The organism is Bradyrhizobium sp. AZCC 2262 (genome assembly GCF_036924535.1).
In the GTDB taxonomy this organism is placed as follows: Bacteria; Pseudomonadota; Alphaproteobacteria; order Rhizobiales; family Xanthobacteraceae; genus Bradyrhizobium.
The window spans coordinates 1,791,120-1,814,735 of the sequence record NZ_JAZHRT010000001.1 but is presented as its reverse complement, the minus strand read 5'-3'; the positions used below and the strand labels follow the sequence as shown (position 1 = coordinate 1,814,735).

At 58.5% G+C, this 23,616-nt stretch carries 22 protein-coding genes and 1 pseudogene; 9 read left to right on the top strand and 14 right to left on the bottom strand.

Annotated elements, in window-relative coordinates:
• Positions 1 to 36 precede the first annotated feature (36 nt).
• Both V1283_RS08555 and V1283_RS08550 read left to right on the top strand, forming a co-directional pair.
• Positions 37 to 359: pseudogene (locus V1283_RS08555) on the top strand (cupin domain-containing protein); the annotation flags it as partial.
• Positions 360 to 455: 96 nt separating this feature from the next.
• The gene (locus tag V1283_RS08550; RefSeq protein ID WP_334385997.1) at positions 456 to 872 is read left to right on the top strand and encodes a thioesterase family protein; all 417 of its coding nucleotides are present in this window, start codon (positions 456 to 458) and stop codon (positions 870 to 872) included.
• A 108-nt stretch (positions 873 to 980) separates the two neighbouring features.
• Here the strand turns inward: V1283_RS08550 and V1283_RS08545 are convergent, their stop codons facing one another.
• The 5 genes from V1283_RS08545 to V1283_RS08525 form a co-directional block, all read right to left on the bottom strand.
• Entirely contained in the window at positions 981 to 1,682 is a 702-nt protein-coding gene (locus tag V1283_RS08545) for a YoaK family protein (protein WP_334385996.1), read from the bottom strand.
• Positions 1,683 to 1,691: 9 nt separating this feature from the next.
• Positions 1,692 to 2,681, bottom strand: a complete 990-nt coding sequence (gene cydB / locus V1283_RS08540) for a cytochrome d ubiquinol oxidase subunit II (RefSeq protein WP_334385995.1) — start codon at positions 2,679 to 2,681, stop codon at positions 1,692 to 1,694.
• A gap of 2 nt (positions 2,682 to 2,683) precedes the next feature.
• Positions 2,684 to 4,099 carry a cytochrome ubiquinol oxidase subunit I gene (locus tag V1283_RS08535; RefSeq protein WP_334385994.1) on the bottom strand — a complete coding sequence of 472 codons (1,416 nt, stop codon included), beginning with the start codon at positions 4,097 to 4,099 and terminating at the stop codon, positions 2,684 to 2,686.
• A gap of 185 nt (positions 4,100 to 4,284) precedes the next feature.
• Entirely contained in the window at positions 4,285 to 5,280 is a 996-nt protein-coding gene (locus V1283_RS08530) for an aldo/keto reductase (RefSeq protein WP_334385993.1), read from the bottom strand.
• 94 nt (positions 5,281 to 5,374) lie between these two features.
• Positions 5,375 to 6,313, bottom strand: coding sequence for an NAD(P)-dependent oxidoreductase (locus tag V1283_RS08525; protein ID WP_334385992.1), 939 nt, complete (start codon positions 6,311 to 6,313; stop codon positions 5,375 to 5,377).
• A gap of 659 nt (positions 6,314 to 6,972) precedes the next feature.
• On the opposite strand from V1283_RS08525, the gene V1283_RS08520 reads away from it, so the two are divergent.
• The gene (locus V1283_RS08520) at positions 6,973 to 7,710 is read left to right on the top strand and encodes an AraC family transcriptional regulator (protein WP_334385991.1); all 738 of its coding nucleotides are present in this window, start codon (positions 6,973 to 6,975) and stop codon (positions 7,708 to 7,710) included.
• Positions 7,711 to 7,804: 94 nt separating this feature from the next.
• On the opposite strand, the gene V1283_RS08515 is transcribed toward V1283_RS08520, so the two are convergent.
• On the bottom strand, positions 7,805 to 8,023 hold the full coding sequence (locus V1283_RS08515) for a hypothetical protein (RefSeq protein ID WP_334385990.1): 219 nt from the start codon (positions 8,021 to 8,023) through the stop codon (positions 7,805 to 7,807).
• Positions 8,024 to 8,285: 262 nt separating this feature from the next.
• Here V1283_RS08515 and tetH point away from each other — a divergent pair, with 262 nt between their 5' ends.
• The 3 genes from tetH (at position 8,286) to V1283_RS08500 (ending at position 10,245) form a co-directional block, all read left to right on the top strand.
• Complete coding sequence (gene tetH, locus V1283_RS08510) at positions 8,286 to 9,077, top strand: thiosulfate dehydrogenase (RefSeq protein ID WP_442895713.1); 792 nt, start codon at positions 8,286 to 8,288, stop codon at positions 9,075 to 9,077.
• A gap of 142 nt (positions 9,078 to 9,219) precedes the next feature.
• Positions 9,220 to 9,354 carry a hypothetical protein gene (locus V1283_RS08505; RefSeq protein ID WP_334385989.1) on the top strand — a complete coding sequence of 45 codons (135 nt, stop codon included), beginning with the start codon at positions 9,220 to 9,222 and terminating at the stop codon, positions 9,352 to 9,354.
• 6 nt (positions 9,355 to 9,360) lie between these two features.
• Positions 9,361 to 10,245: a TQO small subunit DoxD gene (locus tag V1283_RS08500; protein ID WP_334385988.1), complete on the top strand. Its 885-nt coding sequence runs from the start codon at positions 9,361 to 9,363 to the stop codon at positions 10,243 to 10,245.
• Positions 10,246 to 10,376: 131 nt separating this feature from the next.
• Here the strand turns inward: V1283_RS08500 and V1283_RS08495 are convergent, their stop codons facing one another.
• From V1283_RS08495 to V1283_RS08475, 5 genes are all read right to left on the bottom strand, one after another.
• Positions 10,377 to 11,747 carry a sensor histidine kinase gene (locus V1283_RS08495; protein ID WP_334385987.1) on the bottom strand — a complete coding sequence of 457 codons (1,371 nt, stop codon included), beginning with the start codon at positions 11,745 to 11,747 and terminating at the stop codon, positions 10,377 to 10,379.
• Between the two features lie 306 nt (positions 11,748 to 12,053).
• Positions 12,054 to 12,437, bottom strand: a complete 384-nt coding sequence (locus V1283_RS08490; protein WP_334385986.1) for a response regulator transcription factor — start codon at positions 12,435 to 12,437, stop codon at positions 12,054 to 12,056.
• Between the two features lie 216 nt (positions 12,438 to 12,653).
• Positions 12,654 to 13,307, bottom strand: coding sequence for a response regulator transcription factor (locus V1283_RS08485; RefSeq protein ID WP_334385985.1), 654 nt, complete (start codon positions 13,305 to 13,307; stop codon positions 12,654 to 12,656).
• Positions 13,304 to 16,018, bottom strand: coding sequence for a PAS domain-containing protein (locus V1283_RS08480; RefSeq protein WP_334385984.1), 2,715 nt, complete (start codon positions 16,016 to 16,018; stop codon positions 13,304 to 13,306). Before V1283_RS08480 ends, V1283_RS08485 begins: the two co-directional genes overlap by 4 nt.
• A gap of 1,205 nt (positions 16,019 to 17,223) precedes the next feature.
• A complete protein-coding gene (locus V1283_RS08475) occupies positions 17,224 to 17,529 on the bottom strand; it encodes a hypothetical protein (RefSeq protein ID WP_334385983.1) in 306 nt (101 codons plus the stop codon).
• A 543-nt stretch (positions 17,530 to 18,072) separates the two neighbouring features.
• Between V1283_RS08475 and V1283_RS08470 the strand changes: the two genes are divergently transcribed.
• Both V1283_RS08470 and hemA read left to right on the top strand, forming a co-directional pair.
• Positions 18,073 to 18,684 (top strand): winged helix-turn-helix domain-containing protein, encoded by a 612-nt coding sequence (locus V1283_RS08470; protein WP_334385982.1) that lies wholly within the window; start codon positions 18,073 to 18,075, stop codon positions 18,682 to 18,684.
• A gap of 57 nt (positions 18,685 to 18,741) precedes the next feature.
• Complete coding sequence (gene hemA / locus V1283_RS08465; RefSeq protein WP_334385981.1) at positions 18,742 to 20,004, top strand: 5-aminolevulinate synthase; 1,263 nt, start codon at positions 18,742 to 18,744, stop codon at positions 20,002 to 20,004.
• 136 nt (positions 20,005 to 20,140) lie between these two features.
• On the opposite strand, the gene V1283_RS08460 is transcribed toward hemA, so the two are convergent.
• Positions 20,141 to 20,377, bottom strand: a complete 237-nt coding sequence (locus V1283_RS08460; RefSeq protein WP_334385980.1) for a hypothetical protein — start codon at positions 20,375 to 20,377, stop codon at positions 20,141 to 20,143.
• Positions 20,378 to 20,751: 374 nt separating this feature from the next.
• Here V1283_RS08460 and V1283_RS08455 point away from each other — a divergent pair, with 374 nt between their 5' ends.
• Complete coding sequence (locus tag V1283_RS08455; protein WP_334385979.1) at positions 20,752 to 21,048, top strand: DUF3551 domain-containing protein; 297 nt, start codon at positions 20,752 to 20,754, stop codon at positions 21,046 to 21,048.
• An 80-nt stretch (positions 21,049 to 21,128) separates the two neighbouring features.
• Here V1283_RS08455 and V1283_RS08450 read toward each other — a convergent pair whose 3' ends face one another.
• Positions 21,129 to 22,493 (bottom strand): sensor histidine kinase, encoded by a 1,365-nt coding sequence (locus tag V1283_RS08450; RefSeq protein ID WP_334385978.1) that lies wholly within the window; start codon positions 22,491 to 22,493, stop codon positions 21,129 to 21,131.
• A gap of 66 nt (positions 22,494 to 22,559) precedes the next feature.
• Positions 22,560 to 23,237 (bottom strand): response regulator transcription factor, encoded by a 678-nt coding sequence (locus tag V1283_RS08445; protein ID WP_334392993.1) that lies wholly within the window; start codon positions 23,235 to 23,237, stop codon positions 22,560 to 22,562.
• Positions 23,238 to 23,616 lie beyond the last annotated feature (379 nt).

Sequence of the window (23,616 nt, the reverse complement as noted above, 5' to 3'; positions counted from 1 at the left end):
GCGGTGGCTGCTGCAGGCGCTGTTGCAGGCGCGGCTCCGAATGCCGACGAATGGCAGTACTATATCAAGGGCACGGCACGCATGACGGTGTTCAATACCGGCCCAATGCGATGACGATGGACTGCAATGCCCGAGACATCGGCTACGTCAGGCGCAATCTCGGACATTACGTCGAGAACGTCGGAGACACTGACCTGCAGTTTATCGGAGTCTTCAAGGCTTCCCGCTATGAAGAGGTTTCCCTCTCCAATTGGCTGACGCACACCCCACCATCACTCGTCGCCCAGCATCTGAATGTCGACGAGGCAGCCATTGCGAAGTGGCCCGATAACGGCCCCGGCGTGATGCCCAAGTCGTAGATCGCGAAGTCACGGACGGATTTCGGACACAAACAAGAAAACTCGTGATCCAGCGGTCATCCGCTGGATCACGAGGGAATCACGGACGAGGAGAATATGGACGCCCTCAACGATGTCACGACTGGCATGACCGCCGAGAAGACCATCATCGTGACTCCCGAGATGACGGTGGGTCATTTTGTGGCGGACATGCCGTCGGTCTACGCCACGCCGATGATGATTCTTCATATGGAAATGGCATCAGGCTCCGCGATCGCCTCGCATTTGCCGAAAGGCTTCGTCAGCGTTGGCATGGACGTGAAAGTCCGTCATCTCGCCGCAACGCCGGTCGGCCGCACGGTCCGTGCCATTTCGCGGGTGATTGAGGTCGACCGCAAGAGCGTGGTGTTTAAGCTCGAGGCCTGGGATGGCGACCGCAAGATCGGTGACGGCACCCATCGCCGTGGGGTCGTCAATGTAGTGGAGTTTGAGAGGCGGTTCGACGTGAGGCGAGCCACCATGAGCCCGGATTGATGAGATCCCGACAGCGCTGCGCTATCGGGACCCCGATCACCATAGCCCAATGCCGTGACAGCCCGGCAGGTTTGAGCGGACCTTGTGGCTCAAGGCCAGCCCGGCTGATCAATCCCGGGTTTTCGCGGTGTTCGCGTTCATCCCCATAGCAACCGCGAGCACAGCGAGGCCCACAGGTAAAGCCAAGGACGTAAGGCCAATTGCTGCCTCGCATGTCGCTCCAAGGCCGCAGCCAGCGGCAAAACCGACGATCGCCGGCCAGGTCAGCAGCGCCCGGGCGCGCGCCTTGGCGACGTCAGATAGCTTGCGACCGAACAGCACCTCGCCGATATCCATCATGAAATGTGTGATGTTGGTCGTCATGACCGCGGTCGACGGCACGCCTTTCAGCGAAATCTGCACGAGCGCATTTTGCACGGCCATCGCCGAGACACCGAACATTCCCGCAAGGATCGCCCTCGCTGCGTGCGGGTCCACTCTTGCGCCGGCGGAAGCACACAGGGCGAGGAAGCCAACGAGCAATAGCAATTGCAGCAGAAGAAGCGGTCGGAGCGAGGCGAATCCGATCCTCTCCAGGACGCTGGCCAGCAATCTGGTCAACCCGAGCGCCGCCACGAACACCGGGACCGATAGAATGTTCGCTACAGGCGCGCGGCTCCCAGCGGCCAGATGCGCGACAAGGACAACAAGATTGCCCGTGACATGGGCGGTGAACAGGCCGCCAAGTCCGAGAAAGCTGATTGCGTCCACGCTTCCCGCGATAATGCTGAGCACGGTCGGCAGCATTTTCGCATTGAGCGCGATCGCCATGAAGACAATCTAGTGCCCGTACCCGCCGCTCGCCCGGACTTTTCCCCTGAACACACTGTAGCTCACCAGCGTGTAGATCAACATCAGTGGAAAGACGATCACCCCGCACCCCCAGAACATGAACACCAGGCTCGATTGCGGTGCGGCAGCCTGGTCGACGGTGATGACGGAAGGGATCATGTATGGCCAGAAGGACAGCGCCAGCGTGCCGAACGCCGACATGAAGACCAGCGCGACCATGTGGAATGGCAAGTAATCGTTGTGGTTCAGGATACTGAGCGCGAGTACTGCCGCCGCGATCGCGCCAATCGCCGGAAACACAAACAGATATGGCCGGTCGATCCAGCGATGCAGGATTGGAAGATTTTCGGCCAACGCGTAAGCGAACACAACCACGAGGAACGCCAGTACGCCGACCGCAAGTACGGGAATCTGGCGGCGCGCAACGTCGCGAACTTGGCCCTCGCATTTCCTTATCAGCCAGCAAGCGCCAAGAAGCGCGTAGCCAAGACACAGGCCGATGCCGCAAAGGACCGCAAACGGCGTGAGCCAGCCGACCGCACCGCCGGAATATTCGCCGTTGGTGAACTGCAGTCCTTCGACCACGGCGCCGACCGTCATGCCTTGTATAAATGTCGCGATCAGGGATCCGCCGGCGAAGCTCAAATCCCAGATCCACCGCAGCCGTTGCGTTTTGTAGCGAAACTCGAATGCCACACCGCGCAGGATCAAGCCGGCGAGCATGACAATAAGAGGAAGGTAGAAAGCCGACAGCAACGTCGCATAGACCAGCGGGAAGGCTCCCCACAGGATCACCGCGGTGACCACCAGCCAGGTCTCGTTGCCGTCCCAGATCGGCGCGACGGCGCTCAGCATCGTACTACGCCTGGCTTCGCCGTTCGACAGTCCGAACAACAAGCCGACGCCGAGATCGACACCGTCAAGCAGCACATAGAGCAAGATGCTGATGGCCAAAAGCAAAACCCAGAACATGATCATGGCTACTCTCCGGCGACGATGGAGTTGGATACGGAGGTTGGCTCTTCCTCGGCGAGTGACATCGGTCGGTTCGGAACCACGAGATGCGGAACCTCGAACGACTTTCTCGCAGGACCAATGCGGATGAGCCGATAGATGTAAAACGTGCCGAACAGAAAGATGAAGGCGTAGACCGAACAGAAGATCGCCAGTGAAATCGTCGCTTCGCGCGCCGTCAGGAACGGCGTCACGGCATCCGCGGTTCGCAGCACGCCATAAACCACCCAGGGCTGGCGGCCGACTTCAGCGGTGAACCAGCCGGTAATGATCGCGACGAAGGGCAGCGGAAAGCTCAGGAAGGTCAGCCAAAGCAGCGGGCGATTGTACGCTAGGCGGTGCCTGTAACTCAGATAGCTGCCGAGCCAGGCGAGCCCCAGCATCAGCAGACCACATCCGACCATGATCCGGAATGCGAAGAACGGGATGACCACTGGCGGCCAGTTCTCCGGAGGGATGCTGTTGAGTCCTGTTTCCCCTGCAGTGAGACTATCGGAATCGATCAGGCTGCCGAAGGGTGGCGGCAGCGTAATCGCGAACAGGTTGCGCCGGTTCTTCACATCCGGCCATGCGAACAGCACTTCAGACCCCGGTTTTTCATCATTCCAGCGTCCCTCGATCGCAGCCATCTTGGATGGTTGATAAGTATTGACATAGATGCCGTTTAGATGCCCGAAGAACAGCTGGATCGGCATCAGCACGGCGGCGAGACCAAGGCCCATGCGCAGCATGATGCGGGACTCAGCATGGTATTCCTTTCGCAGCACGTACCATGCCCCGGTCGCGGCGACGCAGAAGGCACCGGTAAGGTAGGAGGCAAGCAACATGTGCGGGAATCGCGACCAAACGACCGAATTGAAGATGATCTTGGTCCAGTCATTGGGAACAAAGCTGCCATTCTCCATGACATAGCCTGATGGCACCTGCATCCAGCTGTTATTGACCATGATCCAGAACGCCGAAAAAGTGGTTCCCAGCGCGACCATCGCAGTCGAAAACAGGTAGAACCATGGCGGCACTCGGCTGCGGCCAAAGATGAGGACGCCGAAGAAACTGGCCTCGAGCATGAATGCGGTAAAGGTTTCGTACATCAGGAGCGGGCCCTGGATCGGCCCGGACACCTTGGACAGCACGCTCCAGTTGGTGCCGAACTGGAATGCCATGACGATCCCGGACACCACACCCAAGCCGAATGCCACACCGAATATCTTCAGCCAGAACTCGAAGATCACGCGATAGACGGGTCGGCCCGTGGAAAGCCCCAGGGCCTCGAGGACGGTGAGCCAGGCTGCCAACCCGATCGTGAAGGATGGAAAGATGATATGAAACGTGATGGTAAAGGCGAATTGAATTCTGGAGAGAAGAAGTGCCGTGATGTCCATTGTAGTTTCCCTGCCCAGGATGCGATCAACGAACCTGAACGTAGTAACGTCACAACCGAGAGCTATTAAATTCGCCGTTAATGCAGGATCAGAAAGTGATGCGGTTCATTGCTCTCGGCGAATGTATTGAACTCGCTAAGAAGCGATCATTTTTCCGGTTCCAAGACAGGCCAAGCGGTGTTGCGTCAGACTACGACACTGCGTGACGGCGGCGCCATGAACTCCGGGCCCACCGGATCGGTGATGATTTCGCGAAGGATCTCATCGATTTTAGCCATATCAGAGGCATCGAGCGACCATCCGGTCACCTCGTCGGCCGGCTGCAGCTGATCGGGATGGCGAGCCCCCCACAAGGCGGCGGTGATGCCCTGATCGAGCATCCAGCGGACCGCGAGGTGAATGACGCGCTTGCCGAAACGCTGCTGAGCGAGCCGATCGAGCCGGTGGACAGCTGCCAGATATTGCGCGAACCGAGGCTCGAGGAATTTCGGATCGGTGCGCCTCAGGTCGTCGCCACCGAAAACCGTACCTGCCCGCATTCGTCCCGACAACAGGCCTCGGCACAGCGCGCCATATCCCAGCATCGCGATCTTGTTCCTCCGGCAATAGGGCAGTAGGTCGGTCTCGATTCCGCGTTCGAACAGATTGTAGGGCGGCTGCAGCACGTGCAGTGGCGCGATGTGGCGAAACCGCTCCATCTGGAGAACCGAGAAGTTGCTCACGCCGATGGCGCGAATCTTCCCTTGCGCGAACAGGGTGTGCATTGCGTCCGCGGTCTCTTCGATCGTAACCAGCGGATCTGGCCAGTGAATCTGATAGATGTCAATGTAGTCGGTCCGAAGCCTGCGCAAGGACTCTTCGACCTCCCACATGATGCGGGCGCGGCTGGCATTGCGTGATACCTTTCCACCTTCCCATTGAAGTCCGGCCTTGGTGGCAATCAGCACGTTGGAGCGTAGTCCGCTTTCGGCGATCGCCCTGCCAACGATTTCTTCGGAGCGGCCAAATCCATAGACCGGGGCCGTATCGACAAGGTTGATGCCGTGCTCAAAAGCGGTCCGGATGGTGGCGATGGATTCGGCTTCGTCGGTTCCGCCCCACATCCACCCGCCGATCGCCCAAGTACCGATCGCGACCGGTGATACCCTGAGCGACGTGCCGGGAATGCTTGTCAACTTCATTCTCGTTTCGAGGGTCTCTGCTTGATCGGCCATATGCTGTTCCTTCTTCGAATGCGTGTGCCTTTGGGAGCGTGAGCGGCGGACAAGTCCAAACTCAGTCGGGATTCACTGAGGATATGGTGTAGAGGCCCGCCTCCTCCTCGGCGATGAGCGCGAGTGCAGTCCAGTCAAGGTCGCCATAACCGCGCGCGATTCCCGTGATCAACCGGTCCCTGACAACGCCCACTGACGGCATGGGGACGCCCGCCTTCTCTGCTTCCGCCAGCGCCAGACGCACGTCCTTGAGCACGAGAGGCAAAACAAATCCGGGCGCATAGGTCTGCCTGGCGATCTTGTCACCGTAAATCTTGTGCGCGCGCCCGCCGAACATCGTGGCCGTCATGATGTCCACGAAAGGCTGTGGATCCAGTCCGCGCTTTCGGACTACGGCCACGACTTCTCCGAGCATCTCCAGTGCCGTGGCGCTCATCATATTGCCGAGCAATTTGACGAGGTTGGCGTCTTGCGGGTCGGCTCCGACAACAAATGTCCTTTGTCCAAGGTTGTCCAGGATCGGCTGGCAGCGCACGACATCGGCTGAACGGCCAGCGGCGATGATGAACAGCTGGCGCGCCTTGGCGGCATCCGGATTTCCGAACACCGGCGCGGCTACATAGCCCTGCCCGTTGCGTGCGTGCTCGCTCGCAAGCAGCGACGCAGCCGCAGTGCTAATCGTGCTCATCGACAGGTGGATCGCGCCAGGCATCAGGCCCGCGGCTAGACCGTCGAGGCCGATGTCTCCTCGACCCAACACGATCTCGCGTACGGCATCATCGTCCGGCAACATGCTGATGACGATCTTGCAGTCGAGCAGATCGCCGATATCGGTCGTCGGCCTGAGACCGAGTGCCTCAAGCCTGCCGATCTGGTCCGAGCGGCGGACATAGGCGATTACCCGCCGTCCGCTGGCTGCAAGGTTTGCGGCCATCGCCGATCCCATGTGACCAAGGCCGACAAAGCCAATTTCGCCCACGTCCGGCTGGACGCCAGCCAATCCAGCATCGCCTCGCTCGCCAGGTAAATTCCCCGATGAACTTGAGACAGCAAGAGGAGAGATTGGCTGGTGTTTGGACATGGCGACTCCTGGCCGGGCTCAACACACCTTTTTGATGCGCACCTGCCGACTGACATATCCGCCATTTGGTGAAGAGCGCTGGTTGCCCTTGTCTCGACTTGCCGCGCTCTTGGGTTTTCTTGCTTAGATTCCATGAAAGGCTCGCACAATTTGACAAGGTCCCCGCTCGGCGTTTGAGCACCGTGCACGCCAGCCAAGAATAAAATCGAATTTAGTTTCTGAACGACAATTTAATGGTGTCATGAATTCACATGCTTACTCTTTGGATGGGCTGTCGCAACGACCCTCCGCCAAAGATGGAGAACGCTCTTTCAATCGCGAGCGGCGGTGACGACGACGTGATCCCATCATCATTAGCCGTGGATGGAAGAATGCTGCCGAGTCAATGCCCGCATGGGGAACGCACTATGAGTGGAAGCGGCATTCTCACTGTTCCTTCGTCTCCCCTGCGGATTGTTGACATTTCCCCACCCGATATCGCACGTCGCCAACTGGCGAATTGGGGCCGGATACAAGCTGACAACGTAAGAATTATCCGGCGCGAGACTTTCGAGGATGGCTTTCAAGCACAACGACATTTGCTGATCGCTTACGAACGCGCAGAACGGCATGATGGCGAGACGCTAATCGAGGGTCTGCCAAAATCGACCTTGCGCGAATTCAATTGCAGGCTCAGCTTCGTGCCCGCCGGCCATCGGTTCTACGGATGGCAGACGCCGCGGGTGCTGACGCGCGTCACTTATATCTATATTGATCTGCCGGATCGGCTGTTTGATCAAGAATCCGGCCTCGCCTGTCCCGCGATCCGCCCGCGCCTGTTCTTCTTCGATCAAGCCGTCTGGGACACCGCGCTCAAGCTCAAGGCCGAAGTCGGGAATTCCGACCCGTGGAGCCGCGAATATGCGGAGGCCTTGAGCCTTGTGCTGATGCATGAGCTCCTTCGACTGGAAAGAACGGCACCCTCCATGGCGAGACCGGTTCGCGGCGGCTTGCCAGCATGGCAGCAGAAGCGCGTGGCCGAATTCATCGAGGAGCATCTCGCGGAGGAAATTTCGCTGGCGGCCCTCGCAGAGCTCGTCGATCTGAGCCTCTATCATTTTGCGCGCGCCTTCACGCAATCGTTCGGCGCGCCTCCGCATCGTTACCATATGGCCCGCCGAATGGATCGCGCCAAGGGCTTGTTGCAGAGGCCGGCGCTCTCAGTGACGCAAATCGGCGCCCGGATCGGCTTTCGCGAAACGAGTTCGTTTTCGAAGGCATTTCGCAACTTCACCGGGCTTACGCCGACCGAATATCGCCGTCACCGAGAGGATTAGAGTCTTCCCAGGCACAAACCGATCTTCGGCCGCTGAGCCCGCGCCGCCCGAACGGAGGTTTGGCGGCGCGAACCCATGTCGAGAACATTACGCGTCAATCGTTAAACTTCGGCCCACCATGATAATGGTACGCATCGGCGTGGGGTATCTCCCTCGCGGCCGTCCCATTGAAAGCGTTGCCGGCGTAGGTCGTTTGCCAGGCCGAGGGGCTAGTCGCTTCGGGCCCGTACCACACGTTCGGCGCGGCCAGTGCCTGTCCTGAAATCGTTATCAGCATCGCTATCGATGCGGTCAAAGCGATATTTTTCGTCATCGTTCTGTTTCCTTGCTGTGCAGAATACCCGATCGCGGGGAACGCGCATCGCCGCATTTCGAAGGCCCATGCGCGTGGCGTTGATGTGGGGTTCTCAATCGACCGATACAATTAAATTCCGCTTTACAAGACGCGGTCTTGCGGACGTGTATCCTCGGCTGGCAGTTTCGCCAGCCAAGCGGTTTTCATAAAAAAGGATTTATTGGGCCTAGACGCATCCGCTGCCTATGTCCCAAAGTACAACAAACACGAGACACCAGATATGACGATTATCACTGGCAGACGGAGTGTCTTGAGGACGGTCGCTTTGACCGTGACCGCCGGCGCGATTGGTCTTGCCTCGGTGGCCAAGCCGGCTGCAGCAGCCGCCAAGTCGGCGTTGACGCCCGCCGGTGCCACGCATCTCAACGCGTTGATGAAGCGTCTAGCACAGGCCCCCCGCCGTCGCGATTTCAAGACCGTACCAATGGTCCTCGACCATCCAGAGCAATGGGATCACGAAGCATTGACCGAAGTGCTTTCGTACCAGCCTGCGGCCAAGCAGGCATGGGACAATACCGACATTGCAGGACCCTGGCTGAACATGATGCGCAATGCGCTCAACACGCAGATATGGTCCTTCAAGCATCCGGATTTTCTCGCTGTCTCGGTCACACATGGCACAGCGGATCTTGCGCTCTACGATCCGACGATCTGGGACAAGTATCAGCTCACGAGTTTGGCCGGCGACGAATTCAGGACCAATACGCTGATCATCGAGCGGAACGAAGCGGCTGCTGATACCGGGAACTATGAGGATCCGGCGGGGCCCTTCTCCGGCGATGACATTTCCATACCTGCGCTAATGCGGCGCGGCGTTGTTTTCATGTCCTGTCACAATGCGATTTGGGAACAGGCAGCTGCCCTCATCAAAACAGGCATCAACCCCGACAAGCTCTCTCACGCCGCACTTGCGGCGGAATTGACCAATCATCTCGTAGACGGCGTCGTTCTAATCCCCGGCGCGGGCGGCACGCTGCTCGAACTACAACAGGTCGGTTTTCACTACGCATAACAACGCCAAAATCCCACACGAGATCCATCCTTCATGTATCGGGTGCAAATCAACCGGCGAGGATCGATGTCCGCGCACGTTCGACGGCACAGCGGCAGCCTCCAACGAAGCCGCTCAGCGCGGCAAGGCAGACACCCTGCGCGTGGCCGCACTTGCCATGCTCTCCATCCGTTTCATTCAGGGATTCGTTTATTGGGGCGGCGGTTCGCGCCGCTTCATCTACGCGCCCGCCAAGCTGGACCCGAACGCTGCGAACTGGATGGCCAACAAATTCTAATCGGCGATGCCTGGCGCATTGCTTGGAACCGACCATATCATCGCCTTTCTGCTGCATCATTTCTATCTGCTCTATGCCTCGTTGATCCTGTTCAGCGCAGCTGAGCTGATCACGGGACTATGCCTAATGGCGGGCTTCCTTACCCGGGCTGCGGCGCTGGTCTCGATCGGGCTCTCAGTCGTTCTTATGTTGACGTTCGGATGGCAGGGCGCTACCTGCATCGATGAATGGACCATGGCGGCCTGCAATCTGGCGATCGGCGCCACCCTGATGCTTGGCGGCAGCGGCGCCTTCTCACTCGACAGCGCGCTGCTGGCGCGTAAACCGGCGCTCGCCGAACGGGGCTGGTTCCGCTGGATCTCCGGAGCCTTGCCGCTTCCAATGCGGAGCGGCATCTTTCAGAAATTTGCGTTGGCGGTATTCGCGGCAACCGTGATCTTCAATGTCGCTACCTACAACTATTATCGCGGCTCGGTGGTAACGCCGTTTCACGGCGGCCCGGTCAGCCCCAGCGAGCATCATCTCAGTCTAACCGATGGCGTCGTGCTGCCGAGCGGCGCCGTGCGATTCCATGCGTATCTCGATGGCGGTACACCGGCAGCGCCTTTGGACGTAATGAGGGCGGCGCTGAAATCCCACGATGGCAGCGTGCTCGAGCTGTGGGACGGTACTGCGCTCAGTCACTTGCCAGCTTCCGCGATCAGTAACGAGTTCGCCTACGACCGCTTTGCGCCGGGCCAGTTCGGCTTACGGGCGCAGATGGGAGCGATGGCGACGATCAAATTGCCCGCGATCAGCGCCGCGGCGACTATCGGGAACCATAGGCCGGCCAAATTAGAGCTACGTACGGTCAACGGCAAAGCATTCAACATCGCTGTCAGTGCGGAATAGGTGAAAAAGAGAGCACCTAACCCTCTCCTTTTCCAAGGACCACTCATTCCAAACGCAAATCCGGCGAAGTCACAGGCCATGCTCGACGGGATCGCGCCGATATCCGCATTCATCTGTGCGTACTGCCATTTTCACACCCGTGCCGGTGCAGATGGACAACCGATCTCGACCACGCACCCGGACCCTGAACGGATTGTGAATCGGAAGTCGTGCAACTTTACAATCGCGACCACGAGGTTCAAGCCGAGGCCCAAGCCTGACGTGTGTCGCACTTTATCCGACCGGTAGAAACGACGGAGCACAGCGTGACGTTCGTGTTCGTTTATGCCAGAACCGGTATCTCTCACGCGTACGATACTTTCGCAGTTACCGTGCAGTAATCCGATTTCCACCTGCCCTCCGGCGGGAGTATATTTGATGGCGTTGTCGACGAGATTGGCGACAGCCTCGATCAGCAGATCGCGGTCGCCACGCACGTTTAATTCGTGTGGCGAGTGAGTCAGAAGAGCAATCCCCTTGTCCTCCGCTATTGGCTCGTACATATCAGCCACTTCGCGGATGAGTTCCGCGAGGGCTACTTTGCCAAAGCTGGCCGATCGTTGACTTTTCTCGATTTCTGTTAGTCGCAAAATGGCGGTAATAGTGGATAACGACTGATCGAGTGCCTCGGTCGTTCTGTCTGCAACCACCTGGAGCTGTTCAAGCGTCCTGGCATTGGAGCGACCGCGCTCAAGTATCAGGCGCGCGCGGGTAAGCGGCGTCCGCAGATCATGGGCGATGTCACTGCCGACACCCGCAAGGGATTGGATGAGAGTTTCCATCTCATCGAGCATGCCGTTGACGATTATCGCAAGTCTGGTGAAGGGGTCGTCGGTGTTTCGATGCGGGAGTCGTCCGCGCAGATTGCCGGCAACGATGCGCTGAACGCGCTCGTTGACATCGACAATACGCTGACGGGCACGAGCGCTCAGTACCACACCGACCGCAAGGCAAAGAAGCACGGCGGGAACCACACCGAGCGCAAACGCCCCGCCAACGACGTGTGCGATCTCGGCGACTTCGTCGATATTTCGTCCGATCGCCAGCACGTCGCCATTCGGCAACCTGCGCGCGACCAGGCGGACCGCCTGTGTTTCCGATCCACTTTCGTCCTTCCTGTCGACCAAAGCGCTTTGCACGGCGTTATCGGTCTTGAGATCGGGCGGCAGATTTTCCAGGTTACCCGAGATCCTGCGGCCGTTCGGGTCAAATAATGCCGCAAGCCGAACGCGCCACGGATCCTGTTTCAGATGCTCATCGATCGCGTCCAGCCTGCGCTCGGGCGGCAAATCCGCAAAGGCGCTCATCTGCGAGGCGATCATACGGTCGGATCGAGTCGTCAGGTCATATTTCGTTTTCAAGTAGACAAAGCCGAGCAGCGCTACGACAAAGCCCGTGAATAGCGCTGCCACCAGCAAAGTCCACCGCAGCGTCGTCGAGCGCGCGAACGTGAGCAATTGCATCAGGTTGTCCCGCCGGAAGTATTAAGAGGCGTTTGAGGTTCCTTCCTGGGTTTCAGGGATCCCTGCGAAGCTTGCGGCAGAGTTCGTCAACTTTTGCCTTGACTCGCTTCGCCTGCGCCCGTCCGGCGCCTCCCCTGGCCCAGTCATGGATCAGCCTAACCTGATTGAGAAAATGGCTCGATACTACAGAGGGTTGCTTGGAACATCGTCTGGTTTGCGAGACCCATACTTTGGTTTACCCGCGGCAGCGCTCGCTCCAGCCAAAAACATACCGATGTCACAGACAATGCGCCGGCGTTCGTCGCCTCACTTGCCTGCACTGCCGCGATTCAGCGCGGTTTCGATGCAGCCGATCAGGACGGAGCCTGTGAAGGGTTTGGCCAGGAAGCAAATGGCTCCGACCTTCAGCGCCCGGGCGCGGACACTCTCATCGGGGAACGCCGTAATAAAAATAAACGGCACGTCGTTACCCCGAGCACGCACCTGATTCAGCAGGTCCAAACCGCTCATGCCGGGCATCTGCACATCCGCAACGACACACGAGGATTCGCCCGGGTGGACAGATTGCAAGAAGTCCTCGGCCGACGCAAATGTACGTACCATGTATCCATGCGAGCTGAGGAGATTGTCGGTTCCTGCGCGGACGGATGCATCGTCGTCAATGACGGAAATCACCGAAAGCGTTGACAAGACGGACCTTCCTGACACGAGAGCAAAGCGTCCTTTAGCACACCCCAACCAAAATGGGCTGCCGATCAGATTTCTAAAATCATACTTAGGTTTGTTTACCCAATAGCTTGGAGCATTGAGCCGACAAGAATCGACGGCATACGTACAGTACTTATGCATACCACCATCGCCAAACGGAAATGGATTCCGGGTCAGGATGCTAAATGAAACTTGCTGCTAGGGCTTGTTGCGACTAATTCCGAGGAGTTCCGCCTGTCTCAACAGATCGGCCAGCGACCTTGCGCCCATTTTCTTCATGACATGTCCCCGATGGATCTTCACGGTAATCTCGGCAAGTCCAAGTTCGGCTGCTACTTGCTTGTTCATCAGGCCGGTCGACACCAATGCCATAACCTCCCGCTCGCGAGTACTCAGGGTCTCAAAAAGGGTCCGCACATCCGTGACGATCCTGTCGGCCTCACGCCGCTCCCGATCGTGTTCGATCGCCTTCACGACAGCGTCGAGCATCTCCTGATCGCGAAACGGTTTGGTCAGGAAATCGATCGCTCCTCCCTTCATGGCCCTGACACTCATCGGGATGTCGCCATGGCCGGTCATGAAGATAATTGGAATGTGAATGTTCGCTTTGGCCAGTTCGGTTTGAAAATCCAGGCCACTCAGTCCGGGCAACCTGACGTCCAGCACCAGGCAGCTGGCAACATCCGGAAGCTTGCCTTGCAGCATTTCGGACGCGGAACCGAACACCTCGACCTGTAGTCCCACCGACTCAAAAAGGTTGCTGAGCGCTCTGCACATCGAGGCATCGTCTTCGACAACGAAGACAATCTTGGCGCTTGAGGGCCCATGCGATGATTCTGGTCGCTCGTTCATAACGTGACCTCCTGATGGAAGGGCAGGACGAACTGGAATGTAGCACCGTGCCCCTCGTTGCGGGAAGCTGACAGACGTCCTCCGTGGGCCTCCACGATGGAACGGCAGATTGAAAGCCCCATACCCATGCCGCCTGATTTGGTGGTGAAGAAGGCCTTGAACAACCGGTTCGCATCATCGCGGGAAATACCGACGCCGCAATCCGTCACGCTTACGATCATACTCTGCGCTTCGTCACAACGTGATCGGATCACCAGCTCGCGTGGCCGATCCGTGACCGGTTCCATTGCCTCAATGCCATTCATCACCAGGTTGATAACTACCTGCTGCAGCTGGATGCGATCACCGAGAATCAAGGACGTAGCCGTTGCCAACTCCGTTCGGAATGATATGCCATGGCGGATCAACTCGTGCTGCATCAGTGCGATGACCTCCCTGACGATAGTGTTGATATCGAGCGGCACCTTTTCAATATCGGCTTTGTTCGCCAGCGCTTTGACCCGTCGGATCACGTCGCTGGCCCGGCAGCTGTCATTGATGACCCATTCCACCGAGCGGCGTGCCTTGGCGATGTCTGGAGTTTCGCGGTCGAGCCAGCGCAGGCCGGCCTCAGCGTTGGCCACCGCAGCCGCCAGCGGCTGATTCACTTCGTGGGCGATGGAGGCCGTCAGTTCGCCAAGCATCGTCACGCGTGTTACATGTGCCAGTTCGGTCTGCGTCTTGCGCAGCTCATCCTCGGCCCGCTTGGTCGCTGTAACATCCATAATGGCGCCGATGAATTCCAACTGTTCAGCTGGATCTCTGACCGCACGAGCAACAACATGGACATGCTTGATTGAGCCATCCGGCATCAACAATCGGTGTTCGTAGTCGGCGTCTGTTCCGTCACGGGACGCGCGGCCGATGGTCTGCTCCACGAAGCCACGATCTTCCGGATGAACTCGCTGAAGCGCCATCTCCATAGTGAGCGAAGGCGGATCGTCGTATCCGAGAATTCTGAAAAATTCCTCGGATCCATGGCGTTCACCGGTTGAAACATTCCAGCCAAAGCTGCCGGTTAGGCTTAATCGTTGTGCTTCGACTAGTTTGGCTTCGCTTCGCCGCAACTTTCTTTCTGCTCGCTTCCGGTCCTCGATGTCGGTAGACGACCCGTACCATTTGACAATGTTGCCCGACTCATCGCGCAGGGGTTCGGCTCGGAATAAAAACCAGCGATACTCACCATCGAAGCGCCGGAGCCGAGCTTCAAGCTCGCCACGCACGCCGGATTCCCGTATTGCACTCCACTTCTGCAACATGCCCTTCTTGTCGTCGGGATGAAAAGCGCGAGGCCAGCCGGTTTCGATCTGATCTTCGGAAAGGCCGGTATAGTCAAGGGCTGGTTCATTGAGGAAGTCGGGAACCCCGTCCGCTCCAGCGCGCCAGACCAGCGTCGGGATTGTGTCGACGACCAGTCGAAAGCGATCTTCGGACTTCTTGATTTCGTCGAATGCCTTTTGCAGCGCCTCCCTTGCAGCGTATTGTTCGGTGACATCCACATGCGTGCCAATTAACTCAACCACGTCGCCCTCACTGCCGAGGACAGTGTGCCCTACGGAATGTATGTGCTTTATCGAACCGTCTGGAAGAATTATTCTAAAATCAACTTCGAAATCAGATTTCTCCTGGATAGCCCGGGCCGCCGCCTCGACATTCGGAAGCCTGTCTTCGGGATGAATGCGATCCCGGAACGCCTGCAGCGGCACATCGCCCTGTTCCGAATCGAATCCAAACAGGCCGTACATTCCGGGCGACCGATACGCCCACTCTCGACGTCGTACATCCCAGGCCCAACTGCTTGTACGACTCAAACGCTCGGTTTCGGTCAAATAGGCATCGCTGCGTCGCAGCTTCCGCTCCGTCTCCTTTGCAACGGTAACATCCGTCACCGCGCCCACAAACTCGATATTGCCGGACGTATCTCTCACGGAGCGAGCCACCGCTTGGATATACTTCACCGACCCATCCGGCATCAGCAATCGATATTCATGGTCGAAATCCTTTCCGTCGCGGGACGCGCGATCGACGGTCCCCTGCACGGCAGCGCGATCTTGCGGATGGGTACGCTGAACGATGAATTCCACGGTCGGTATAACCCTCGGGTCGCATCCAAAAATTCGGAAAGTCTGATCTGACCAGACGATCTCTCCGCTGGCGACATTCCATCCAAAGCTACCGGTGCCGCTCAATCTCTGCGCTTCGGTCAGATACATTTCGCTGCGCAGGAGTGCGGCTTCAATCCGCCTTTGATCCTCCATCGCCGCTCGCAGATCATTGCGGGAAAGCCGGAGGATTTCTGTTGCTCTTCTCTGTGCCGACATCAGAAATGCAACGACCAGCGATACAATGGAAAACAGGAGTAGACGGGGCACCTCCGCAACGGCCAATGCGAACAGACCACTCTTCCAGGTAAATGAACTGATTGGAGGCACCAGGTAATAATGGAAGGCCAAAAGGGCGAGTGCGATCGCAAACAGTGCCGGGCCGAAGCCACCGAACCACGCAGCGAAGATAACAGCGCAAAGCATCGACGATGTGATCGCCTCTGCATGCAATAAACGCGTGTTAAACTCTACAATAGCGATCGCAACGGCCACCGATAGCGCCGCCACTGCGTAGTGAGAACTTGTAGACGGCTTTGGCCGTCGTTGTGAGAGATCAAGTTTATTCATTCTCCTCGCGCGTCCCGCTAAGGTGATGAACTGGCGCCGTGAATCGAGCCGTATCACAACGCGACTGATTTCCAGAAATTCACTGTCTGGCTACGCATCGATCCCAGCGTCCAAGGTCTCCGAATGACATTAGATCATTTTGAAGAAGTTCGGCAATTCGATCGCCTCCACGCGGTCGGCGCCGGGGTTCCCGGGGGCCGAAGGCACTCAAAACTCTGAGCTAATCGGCGCAGGATCGCCAGTGGTTAAGCCGGCTAGTGTGCGGTGATTTTCCGGCTTGGCACTCATATCAAAGGGCAATCGCACTATCCTATAATTTGGCTGAGCCAAACCTTCGTTTAGTTGTTCCGCACCTTTTTGCACCTAGTTTAGCGTGAAGCTGATAGGTCGCGTTCCTCCCGCGCATGGCTGCTGAGCGGACGGCTTCGCGCTGGCCTCACCCCCTCCCTCACCCAGGTAGACGTGAGCCGTCTGCTTCTTCTCCATCGTGCAATCCCCCTTCAACTGGAGATTCGTTTGCAAGCAGATCGTGTGATCCTGCCAACAAACCTCCGTATGGTCCTGCGATCCCTTTCTATGCCACCCGCTTACCTACGTACGATTGAGGCAGCGGTCGCCATTCTCCTAGTCTTGCTGCAGATCGAAAGAGCCGATTGCAGGTGACAGGATGTCCGCGATCCAAGTTGAACAGATCAAGCGCAACCGCCACGAGACCGGCGGTCTGAGCCACATCCCTGTCCCTTCGACAAATGAGATTTGTGTCGGCGCAGAATTCCGCTGCTTCGCCTGTGGAGGCTGCAAGTGAAAGTGACGCTCTGCGCACAATGCCCCTACACGCGGCGGGATCTGGCAGGCCATTACGATCCAGACGCGATTCTTCACCTTTGCGCCAACTGCGACGGCGAACAAAAGGCGAGCACCAACGAGTACCCACGGAAAGCCGAGAGGAGGACAAAATGCGCAGCAATTCCAAATATACCCCCGCCGGCGCAGCCAAGCGTTGCCCGATCTGCGAAGGCAAGTTCGGCCTCGTCAGGCGCTATTCCTGGCGGACCTCGCTCTGTTCAGAGAAGTGCGCTGAGCGCTTCAGAGCCCGTCAGGAATGTGACCGCAGATGGTTACGTTGGTTCCAACCTGCTTGGGCATCGCGCGACGAGTTCGAGAAGTTCGGAATTCCTGGCCGGTAAGGAGTTTGCGCAGTGAACTCATTCTACAAATTCTTCCAGGGCATCTGTCTCTGCTGCGCGTTGATGATGCCGGTCCAGGCTCAGGATGCTGGGCTTCACCGCCACCCGCCGCAAGACCAGCTTCTGCACGAGAAGTTCTATTCGACATGGCACATGCCCGACAACCCAGCGGCCAGCTGTTGCAATAATGCGGACTGCTACCCGACCGAAATCAAGTACGTTGACGGCACGATCTACGCAAAACGCCGAGAGGACGGAAAATTCATTCTCATTCCACCGGAAAAGGTAGAACGGAACAGAGACAATCCGGATGGCAGAAACCACCTCTGCGCTCCCCCGCCCCGCGCCTTTCACGCGGCCGATACTGTGTTCTGCTTCGCATTGGGAGGCGCCACATGAGATTTGTATTGGTGAAGGAGAGGTCGCCACGCCGACAAGCATTCTGTGTGTCGTGCGATGAGCCGATCCGAGCAGGCTACCTGCGTGAAATCGGGACACACCTCACCTACTGCAATCACGATTGCTATGAAAATCACTGCCAGAGTGCGTTCCTGGTTCTCGAAAGCCAGGCAAGAGCATCATGAGCCGCCCTCCCCCTTGGTCCGACGCGCCATGAGCAAGAAGGACTCACCGGCGGGTCCTACTGAATGATCAATCAATCCGGCTATCGGAGATGAGTCTTCGCAGTCGGCGAAACGGGACATTGCGATGATAGCTTACAACACCAACCGCGATACCTCCGATCGGAGGCCGACGACATTCGTCGGCACGGATCCAAGGGCTGCGGAGAGTCCGATAAAGCTAGTGAATTCTTCAACCAGACCTGGCCAGCGTCGGGATCCAATTCGGCGCACGCGAGAATCGCCAATGCTGCGGGACGGAATGGCGGAGCGTCTTGCCGACATCGAAGGCTTGCCCGTTCTGGTGCGTGTGCTCGTCCGGGATTTACCGGCAGAAATGCGGTCCGATCTTGTCACGGATGCCGATGTGCAATTGCTGCTGTCCACCACACTCGAAAAGGCGATTGAGCGGATGCGCGGATCGCCTCTGCGACGCGATGCCTCCTCAAAGCAGCCGCTCGCCATCGTTGAACTGATCTCGGGCGGAGTACCTTCCACCCAGCTGCCGGTTTCGCTGACTGACACGGTGCTGCGCGTGGGCCCGTTGGAACTTGATCTCGTCGATCGAACTGTGAAGCGTGACGACCGCGAGATCGATCTGCGGCCGCGTGAGTTTCGGTTGCTCAAATACATGATGCAACGGAGCGGCAAGTTGCTAACGCGGGCAACCCTCCTCAAGGATGTTTGGAACTATAAGTTCGTCCCGGAAACGAACCTTGTCGACGTTCATATGGGCAAATTGCGTCGCAAGGTCGACGCATCGAATGAGCCGCCCATGATTCGCAACGTCCGAGGGGTTGGTTTCGTTCTCAGTCCGGCTTCCTTCCAGCAGAGTTCGTCGACGCCCCCCCAACCATGAACAAGCTTGCTGTCCATCGCTGCCGTCGATCTGGTCCGCCGATACGGAGTTCCGCGAATGTTCGATTATAACGGGAGTTTTCAATCTGCCGTTGCTGCGCTGAAGCGGGAGCATCGCTACCGCGTCTTCGCTGACCTGGAGCGTAAGGCGGGACAGTTCCCCCATGCGCTCTGGAATAGCCCGACCGGCAAGCGGGAGGTCGTGGTCTGGTGCTCAAACGACTATCTCGGCATGGGTCAGCATCCCAAGCTGATCGATGCGATGTGTGCCGCCGCGCGGATGATGGGCACGGGTGCCGGCGGGACCCGCAACATCTCGGGAACAAATCGGGCGCTGGTAGAGCTGGAGGTCGAGCTTGCCGACCTGCATGGCAAGGAAGCGGCGCTTGTTTTCACGTCAGGCTACGTCTCCAACCATACGGGCATCGCGACGATTGCCAGACTCCTTCCGGATTGCCTGATCCTGTCCGACGCGCTCAATCACAATTCGATGATCGAAGGCGTGCGTGCGGCCGGCTGTCCCAAACAGATCTGGCGCCACAACGATCTTAGGCACCTTGAGGAATTACTCATCCGCGCGGCGGCTGGCCGCCCGAAGCTGATCGTGTTCGAAAGCGTGTACTCGATGGACGGCGATGTCGCTCCGCTCGAGGCGATCTGTGACCTGGCGGAACGCTATGGCGCGATGACCTATCTCGACGAGGTGCACGCCGTTGGCATGTACGGGCGACGCGGCGCCGGGATCGCCGAGCGAGACGGAGTGATGGCGCGCATCGACGTCATCGAGGGAACGCTCGCAAAAGCCTTCGGCACGCTCGGCGGTTACATCGCCGGCAGCAGCGCCGTAGTGGATGCCGTCCGATCCCATGCACCCGGATTTATCTTCACGACAGCCTTGCCACCCGCGGTAGCTGCGGCTGCGACTGCATCGATCGCCCACCTTAAGACATCGGGTACCGAGCGTGCGGCCCAGCGCGCCGCCGTGGCAGCGACCAAGGCCGCCCTGCGGGAAGCCGGGTTGCCGGTGCTGGACACAGACACACATATCGTACCGGTGATGATCGGTGATCCCGACAAGTGCAAGCAGGCGAGCGATCTCTTGCTCCACCGGCACGGGATTTACATCCAGCCGATCAATTATCCGACCGTACCCCGGGGCACCGAGCGATTGCGGATTACCCCGACCCCGGCGCATGATGTTCGGTTGATCCAACAGTTGGCTGGCGCCTTGGTTTCGGTTTGGCAGGAGCTCGAGCTCCCGCTCGGAATAGACTGTCAGCCTGGCGAGCGGCTTGCACAGACGATCGCGGCCGGCGGCTAGTCGAGCCGGTCCGTTGCTTGACTTATTTTCCCGCTCCCGGCCTTGACGGCGAAACGGCCGAAGCGGTTTCACCTTTCAAGCGCGGCCAGTGTCGACAAGGCTACTTGGGCAAGTAACCGCAAGCAAATGCCTTTTCTCAGTTGTGGCCGCTGGTGCCAGGCGAATTGCCGCCGAACGAGGAGTCACCGGTGCCGCTCAACGTGGTCGGACCGTCCGGATTACCGTTCGGGTTACCGTAGTTCGGATGCAGCTGGACCACGCCGACGGCGTTGCGATCGGCCCTCACGGCCCCTTTATGATGAACTGTGTTTGCAAAGGCGGCCGTCCCTGAGAGGGCGAACGCTGTGGCTAACGCGATCGTCGTGAGTTTCATCGTCGTGTCCTTTGGATGGTTGTATCTCCTTGACTGTAGATAAGAGACGATTTCGATCGTCCCACTAAATTCGTCTTTAAGCGCGATGGAAGCCGTCAAGCCGCTGCATCAGTAGTCACGCAGGCGGCGCCACGATGAATAAGGCTTGGATGCTTGGATTACTCCGCCGAAATTGGAGCAAGTGTGTAGCATGCTGATCATCCGGGTATTGACCGACTGATGCCGGTTTTCATTAAACACGATTTCATCCTTTCGGGTCGCCGTTCGTGCGCGTTTAGAGAAATCAGACACAGCACGCAGGCGCCTTGCCGTGAGTCCTCGTGGATGAGCGAAGATTACTTTCTTTATAATCGCTTTCTCGGTCGTCAATCTCCATGTTGAGAGTGGGCATCCAAGTCAATGGAGACCTTGACATGAAGATAATTTCGACGACGGCGATCGCTTCGGTTATCGCTCTGTCAGCTATTGCCTTCGGCACGACCGAACCGGCGAACGCAGGCCCCATCGTTCCCCCGGGACATGACTGTATCGAATATGCCGAAGGCGGGACGGATTGTAGCTTCACGAGCTATGCGCAGTGTGAAGCGACAGCTTCCGGCCTCGCCGCCGAATGCTACGCAGCTCCCGATGATAAGCATTGGCGATGGCAAGGCCGAGGCGCCGGCCAATAGCAGCCGCCAAATCCTGGCTCCTGCTCCTAACAGCAAGGAGGCGCCGGAGTTCGTTCGCCCCCCGACGAGGCCGCGCTTTTTCACTCTTGCTTGTCGGGACAAATAATCTCCAACCGGCCGCCCTGACCAGAGTGGATCACGAGACGAAAGCCGTGCAGCTTTACGATCGCCGCCACCAGATTCAGCCCAAGGCCGACGCCCGGCGTACTTCGGATCTTGTCGGAACGGTAGAAACGCCGCAGCACGGCCTCGCGCTCCTGCTCGCTGATGCCGGGGCCGGTATCGGACACGCGTACGATGGTTTCGCTGTCGCCACGCAACAGCTCGATACTCACCTTGCCGCCTTCGGGCGTAAACTTGATGGCATTGTCGACGAGATTGGCGACCGCCTCCAGCAGGAGATCCCGGTCGCCGCGCACGTTAAGCCGGTGTCCCACGTCGACCCGCAAGTTGATATTCTTGTTTTCGGCAATCGGTTCGTAGATATCGCAAACCTCGCGCAGCATCTCGTGCAATGGAACGTCACCGAAGACCGCCGATCGCCGGCTGTTCTCGATTGCGGCCAGGCGCAGCAGGGCGGTGATGATTGTAAGCGACTGATCGATGTTCGCGACTGCCTTGTCTGCAACCGACTGGAGTTGTTCCAACGTCGTTGCGTTAGTGCGGCCGCGCTCGAGAGCGAGCCGCGCCCGCGTAAGTGGTGTCCGCAAATCATGGGCGATGTCGTTACCTACCCCCGCGAGCGCATGGATCATCGCTTCCATTTCATCGAGCAGGCCATTGACGATGACCGTGAGCCTCGAAAACGGATCGTCGACGTCGCGGTGTGGGAGCCGCTCGCGCAGATCGCCGGCGATGATGCGCTGGACCCGCTGATTTACCTCCTCGACCCGCTTTTGGGCCCGCATGCTCAGCCACGCGCCGGCCAGCAGGCATAAGCAAAACGCCGGCAGCAGACCGAGCGCCAATGCCTGAGCGACGACATGGGAGATTTCCCTGGTCTCGTCGACCTCACGTCCGATGACCAGTGCGTCGCCATTCGGCACGTGCCGGGCGATTGCGCGGATCACATGCATCTCCCTCCCGGCCGGGAGCGTCCGCTCGACCGAAATGCTCCTGACGGAATCGTTCATCTGGAGATCGGGCGGAAACCGTTCCAGGTTGCCCGCTATCTTGCGGCCGTCTGCGCTGAACAGGCCGGCATATTGAACGCCGCGGGAATCCTGCTGCAGATGGTCCTTGATCGCATCCAGTCGACGTTCGCCGGGCAAACCAACGATGAAGTTCAATTGACTCCCAATCATCTTGTCTGATCGCGCGATCAAGTACTGATCGGTCTGCCAGTAGATGAAGCCGAACAGAACCATGACGAAAGCCGCGAACACGCCGGTCACCGCCAGCGCCCACCGAAAGGTGTTCGAACGTAAGATGTGAGCCCGATCCATCGGGTTTCTTCCCGCGGATTTCCCGCTCAACGTCAGCGGCGGCGCGTTACTGGCTTCCATCTGGTTTCATGGTCCGGTTCGGAGAATGAAGCCGGCCCCGCGGACATTGTGGATCATGTGAGATTCGCCCGGCCCGTCCACCTTGTGGCGCAGCCGACCCATATGCACGTCAACCAGGTTCGTCGCTGGAACAAATTGATAGTTCCAAACCTCCTCCAGAAGCATGGCTCGCGTCAGCAGCTGATCGCTGCGTTGCATCATATATTCAAGCAAACGAAATTCGCGCGGCAAGAGATCGATCACCCGATCGCCGCGTTTGGCGGTGCGCTCGATCAGATCGAGTTCCAACGGTCCTACCCGCAACGTCGTCTCCCGCGATTCAACCGGCCGGCGCAACAAAGCCTCGATCCTGGCGACGAGCTCCACCAGTGCGAAGGGTTTGGTGAGATAGTCGTCACCCCCCATCCGCAATCCGCGCACGCGATCGTTAACCTCGCCCAGCGCGCTCAGCACCAGCACTGGGGTGCGGACTTGCTCCTTCCGCAAGGCTTCGATCACCGTGAGACCGTCCATTCCCGGCAACAACCGGTCCACGATCATGGCGTCGGGCTGCGATGAGCGGGCCTTGTCGAGGCCTTCTATGCCATTGGCCGACCATTCGACTTCAAAACCGCGATCGACGAGCTCGGCGGTAATTTCCTCGGCCGTTTCGCTGTCGTCCTCGATCAGAAGCACTTTTGTCATCGGTTCATTCCCAGCCGCTACTATGCCATTCGCACCGAGCCCTGTGCTCGAGCCTGGATTTCCTGGGATCATATGCTTGCTTGAGACCAAAGGCATAATCTCACCGGCCCCAAAAGCCATGGAAAAGAGCAGGACGGCGCCGCCCGCCTCGGTTCGGGGGGCAGGAGGCGTGGCGGACGCCGTCCTCATTGCGGCCAAGCTGAACACCGCCTCCGGGGGGCAAGCGCGGTGGGCCGCTCAACAAGACACATAGGCTTCCGGAGGGACCCCCACCACTAAATAGCATTTTAGAAACGACCCGGTCCGAAGCGCGTATCGCTCTACGCGCGGGCGTCGGGAAGCGGGCTTTCGGCTGCATGATCCGGAACAGTCGGAACCG

Excerpts from the sequence above, each read along its gene's own strand:
- V1283_RS08550 (WP_334385997.1), top strand. The coding sequence starts at position 456 with ATGGACGCCCTCAACGATGTCACGACTGGCATGACCGCCGAGAAGACC.
- V1283_RS08545 (WP_334385996.1), bottom strand. The coding sequence starts at position 1,682 with ATGGCGATCGCGCTCAATGCGAAAATGCTGCCGACCGTGCTCAGCATT.
- cydB (WP_334385995.1), bottom strand. The coding sequence starts at position 2,681 with ATGATCATGTTCTGGGTTTTGCTTTTGGCCATCAGCATCTTGCTCTAT.
- V1283_RS08535 (WP_334385994.1), bottom strand. The coding sequence starts at position 4,099 with ATGGACATCACGGCACTTCTTCTCTCCAGAATTCAATTCGCCTTTACC.
- V1283_RS08530 (WP_334385993.1), bottom strand. The coding sequence starts at position 5,280 with ATGAAGTTGACAAGCATTCCCGGCACGTCGCTCAGGGTATCACCGGTC.
- V1283_RS08515 (WP_334385990.1), bottom strand. The coding sequence starts at position 8,023 with ATGACGAAAAATATCGCTTTGACCGCATCGATAGCGATGCTGATAACG.
- tetH (WP_442895713.1), top strand. The coding sequence starts at position 8,286 with ATGACGATTATCACTGGCAGACGGAGTGTCTTGAGGACGGTCGCTTTG.
- V1283_RS08500 (WP_334385988.1), top strand. The coding sequence starts at position 9,361 with ATGCCTGGCGCATTGCTTGGAACCGACCATATCATCGCCTTTCTGCTG.
- V1283_RS08495 (WP_334385987.1), bottom strand. The coding sequence starts at position 11,747 with ATGCAATTGCTCACGTTCGCGCGCTCGACGACGCTGCGGTGGACTTTG.
- V1283_RS08485 (WP_334385985.1), bottom strand. The coding sequence starts at position 13,307 with ATGAACGAGCGACCAGAATCATCGCATGGGCCCTCAAGCGCCAAGATT.
- V1283_RS08480 (WP_334385984.1), bottom strand. The coding sequence starts at position 16,018 with ATGAATAAACTTGATCTCTCACAACGACGGCCAAAGCCGTCTACAAGT.
- V1283_RS08470 (WP_334385982.1), top strand. The coding sequence starts at position 18,073 with ATGCTGCGGGACGGAATGGCGGAGCGTCTTGCCGACATCGAAGGCTTG.
- hemA (WP_334385981.1), top strand. The coding sequence starts at position 18,742 with ATGTTCGATTATAACGGGAGTTTTCAATCTGCCGTTGCTGCGCTGAAG.
- V1283_RS08460 (WP_334385980.1), bottom strand. The coding sequence starts at position 20,377 with ATGAAACTCACGACGATCGCGTTAGCCACAGCGTTCGCCCTCTCAGGG.
- V1283_RS08455 (WP_334385979.1), top strand. The coding sequence starts at position 20,752 with ATGTTGAGAGTGGGCATCCAAGTCAATGGAGACCTTGACATGAAGATA.
- V1283_RS08450 (WP_334385978.1), bottom strand. The coding sequence starts at position 22,493 with ATGGATCGGGCTCACATCTTACGTTCGAACACCTTTCGGTGGGCGCTG.
- V1283_RS08445 (WP_334392993.1), bottom strand. The coding sequence starts at position 23,237 with ATGACAAAAGTGCTTCTGATCGAGGACGACAGCGAAACGGCCGAGGAA.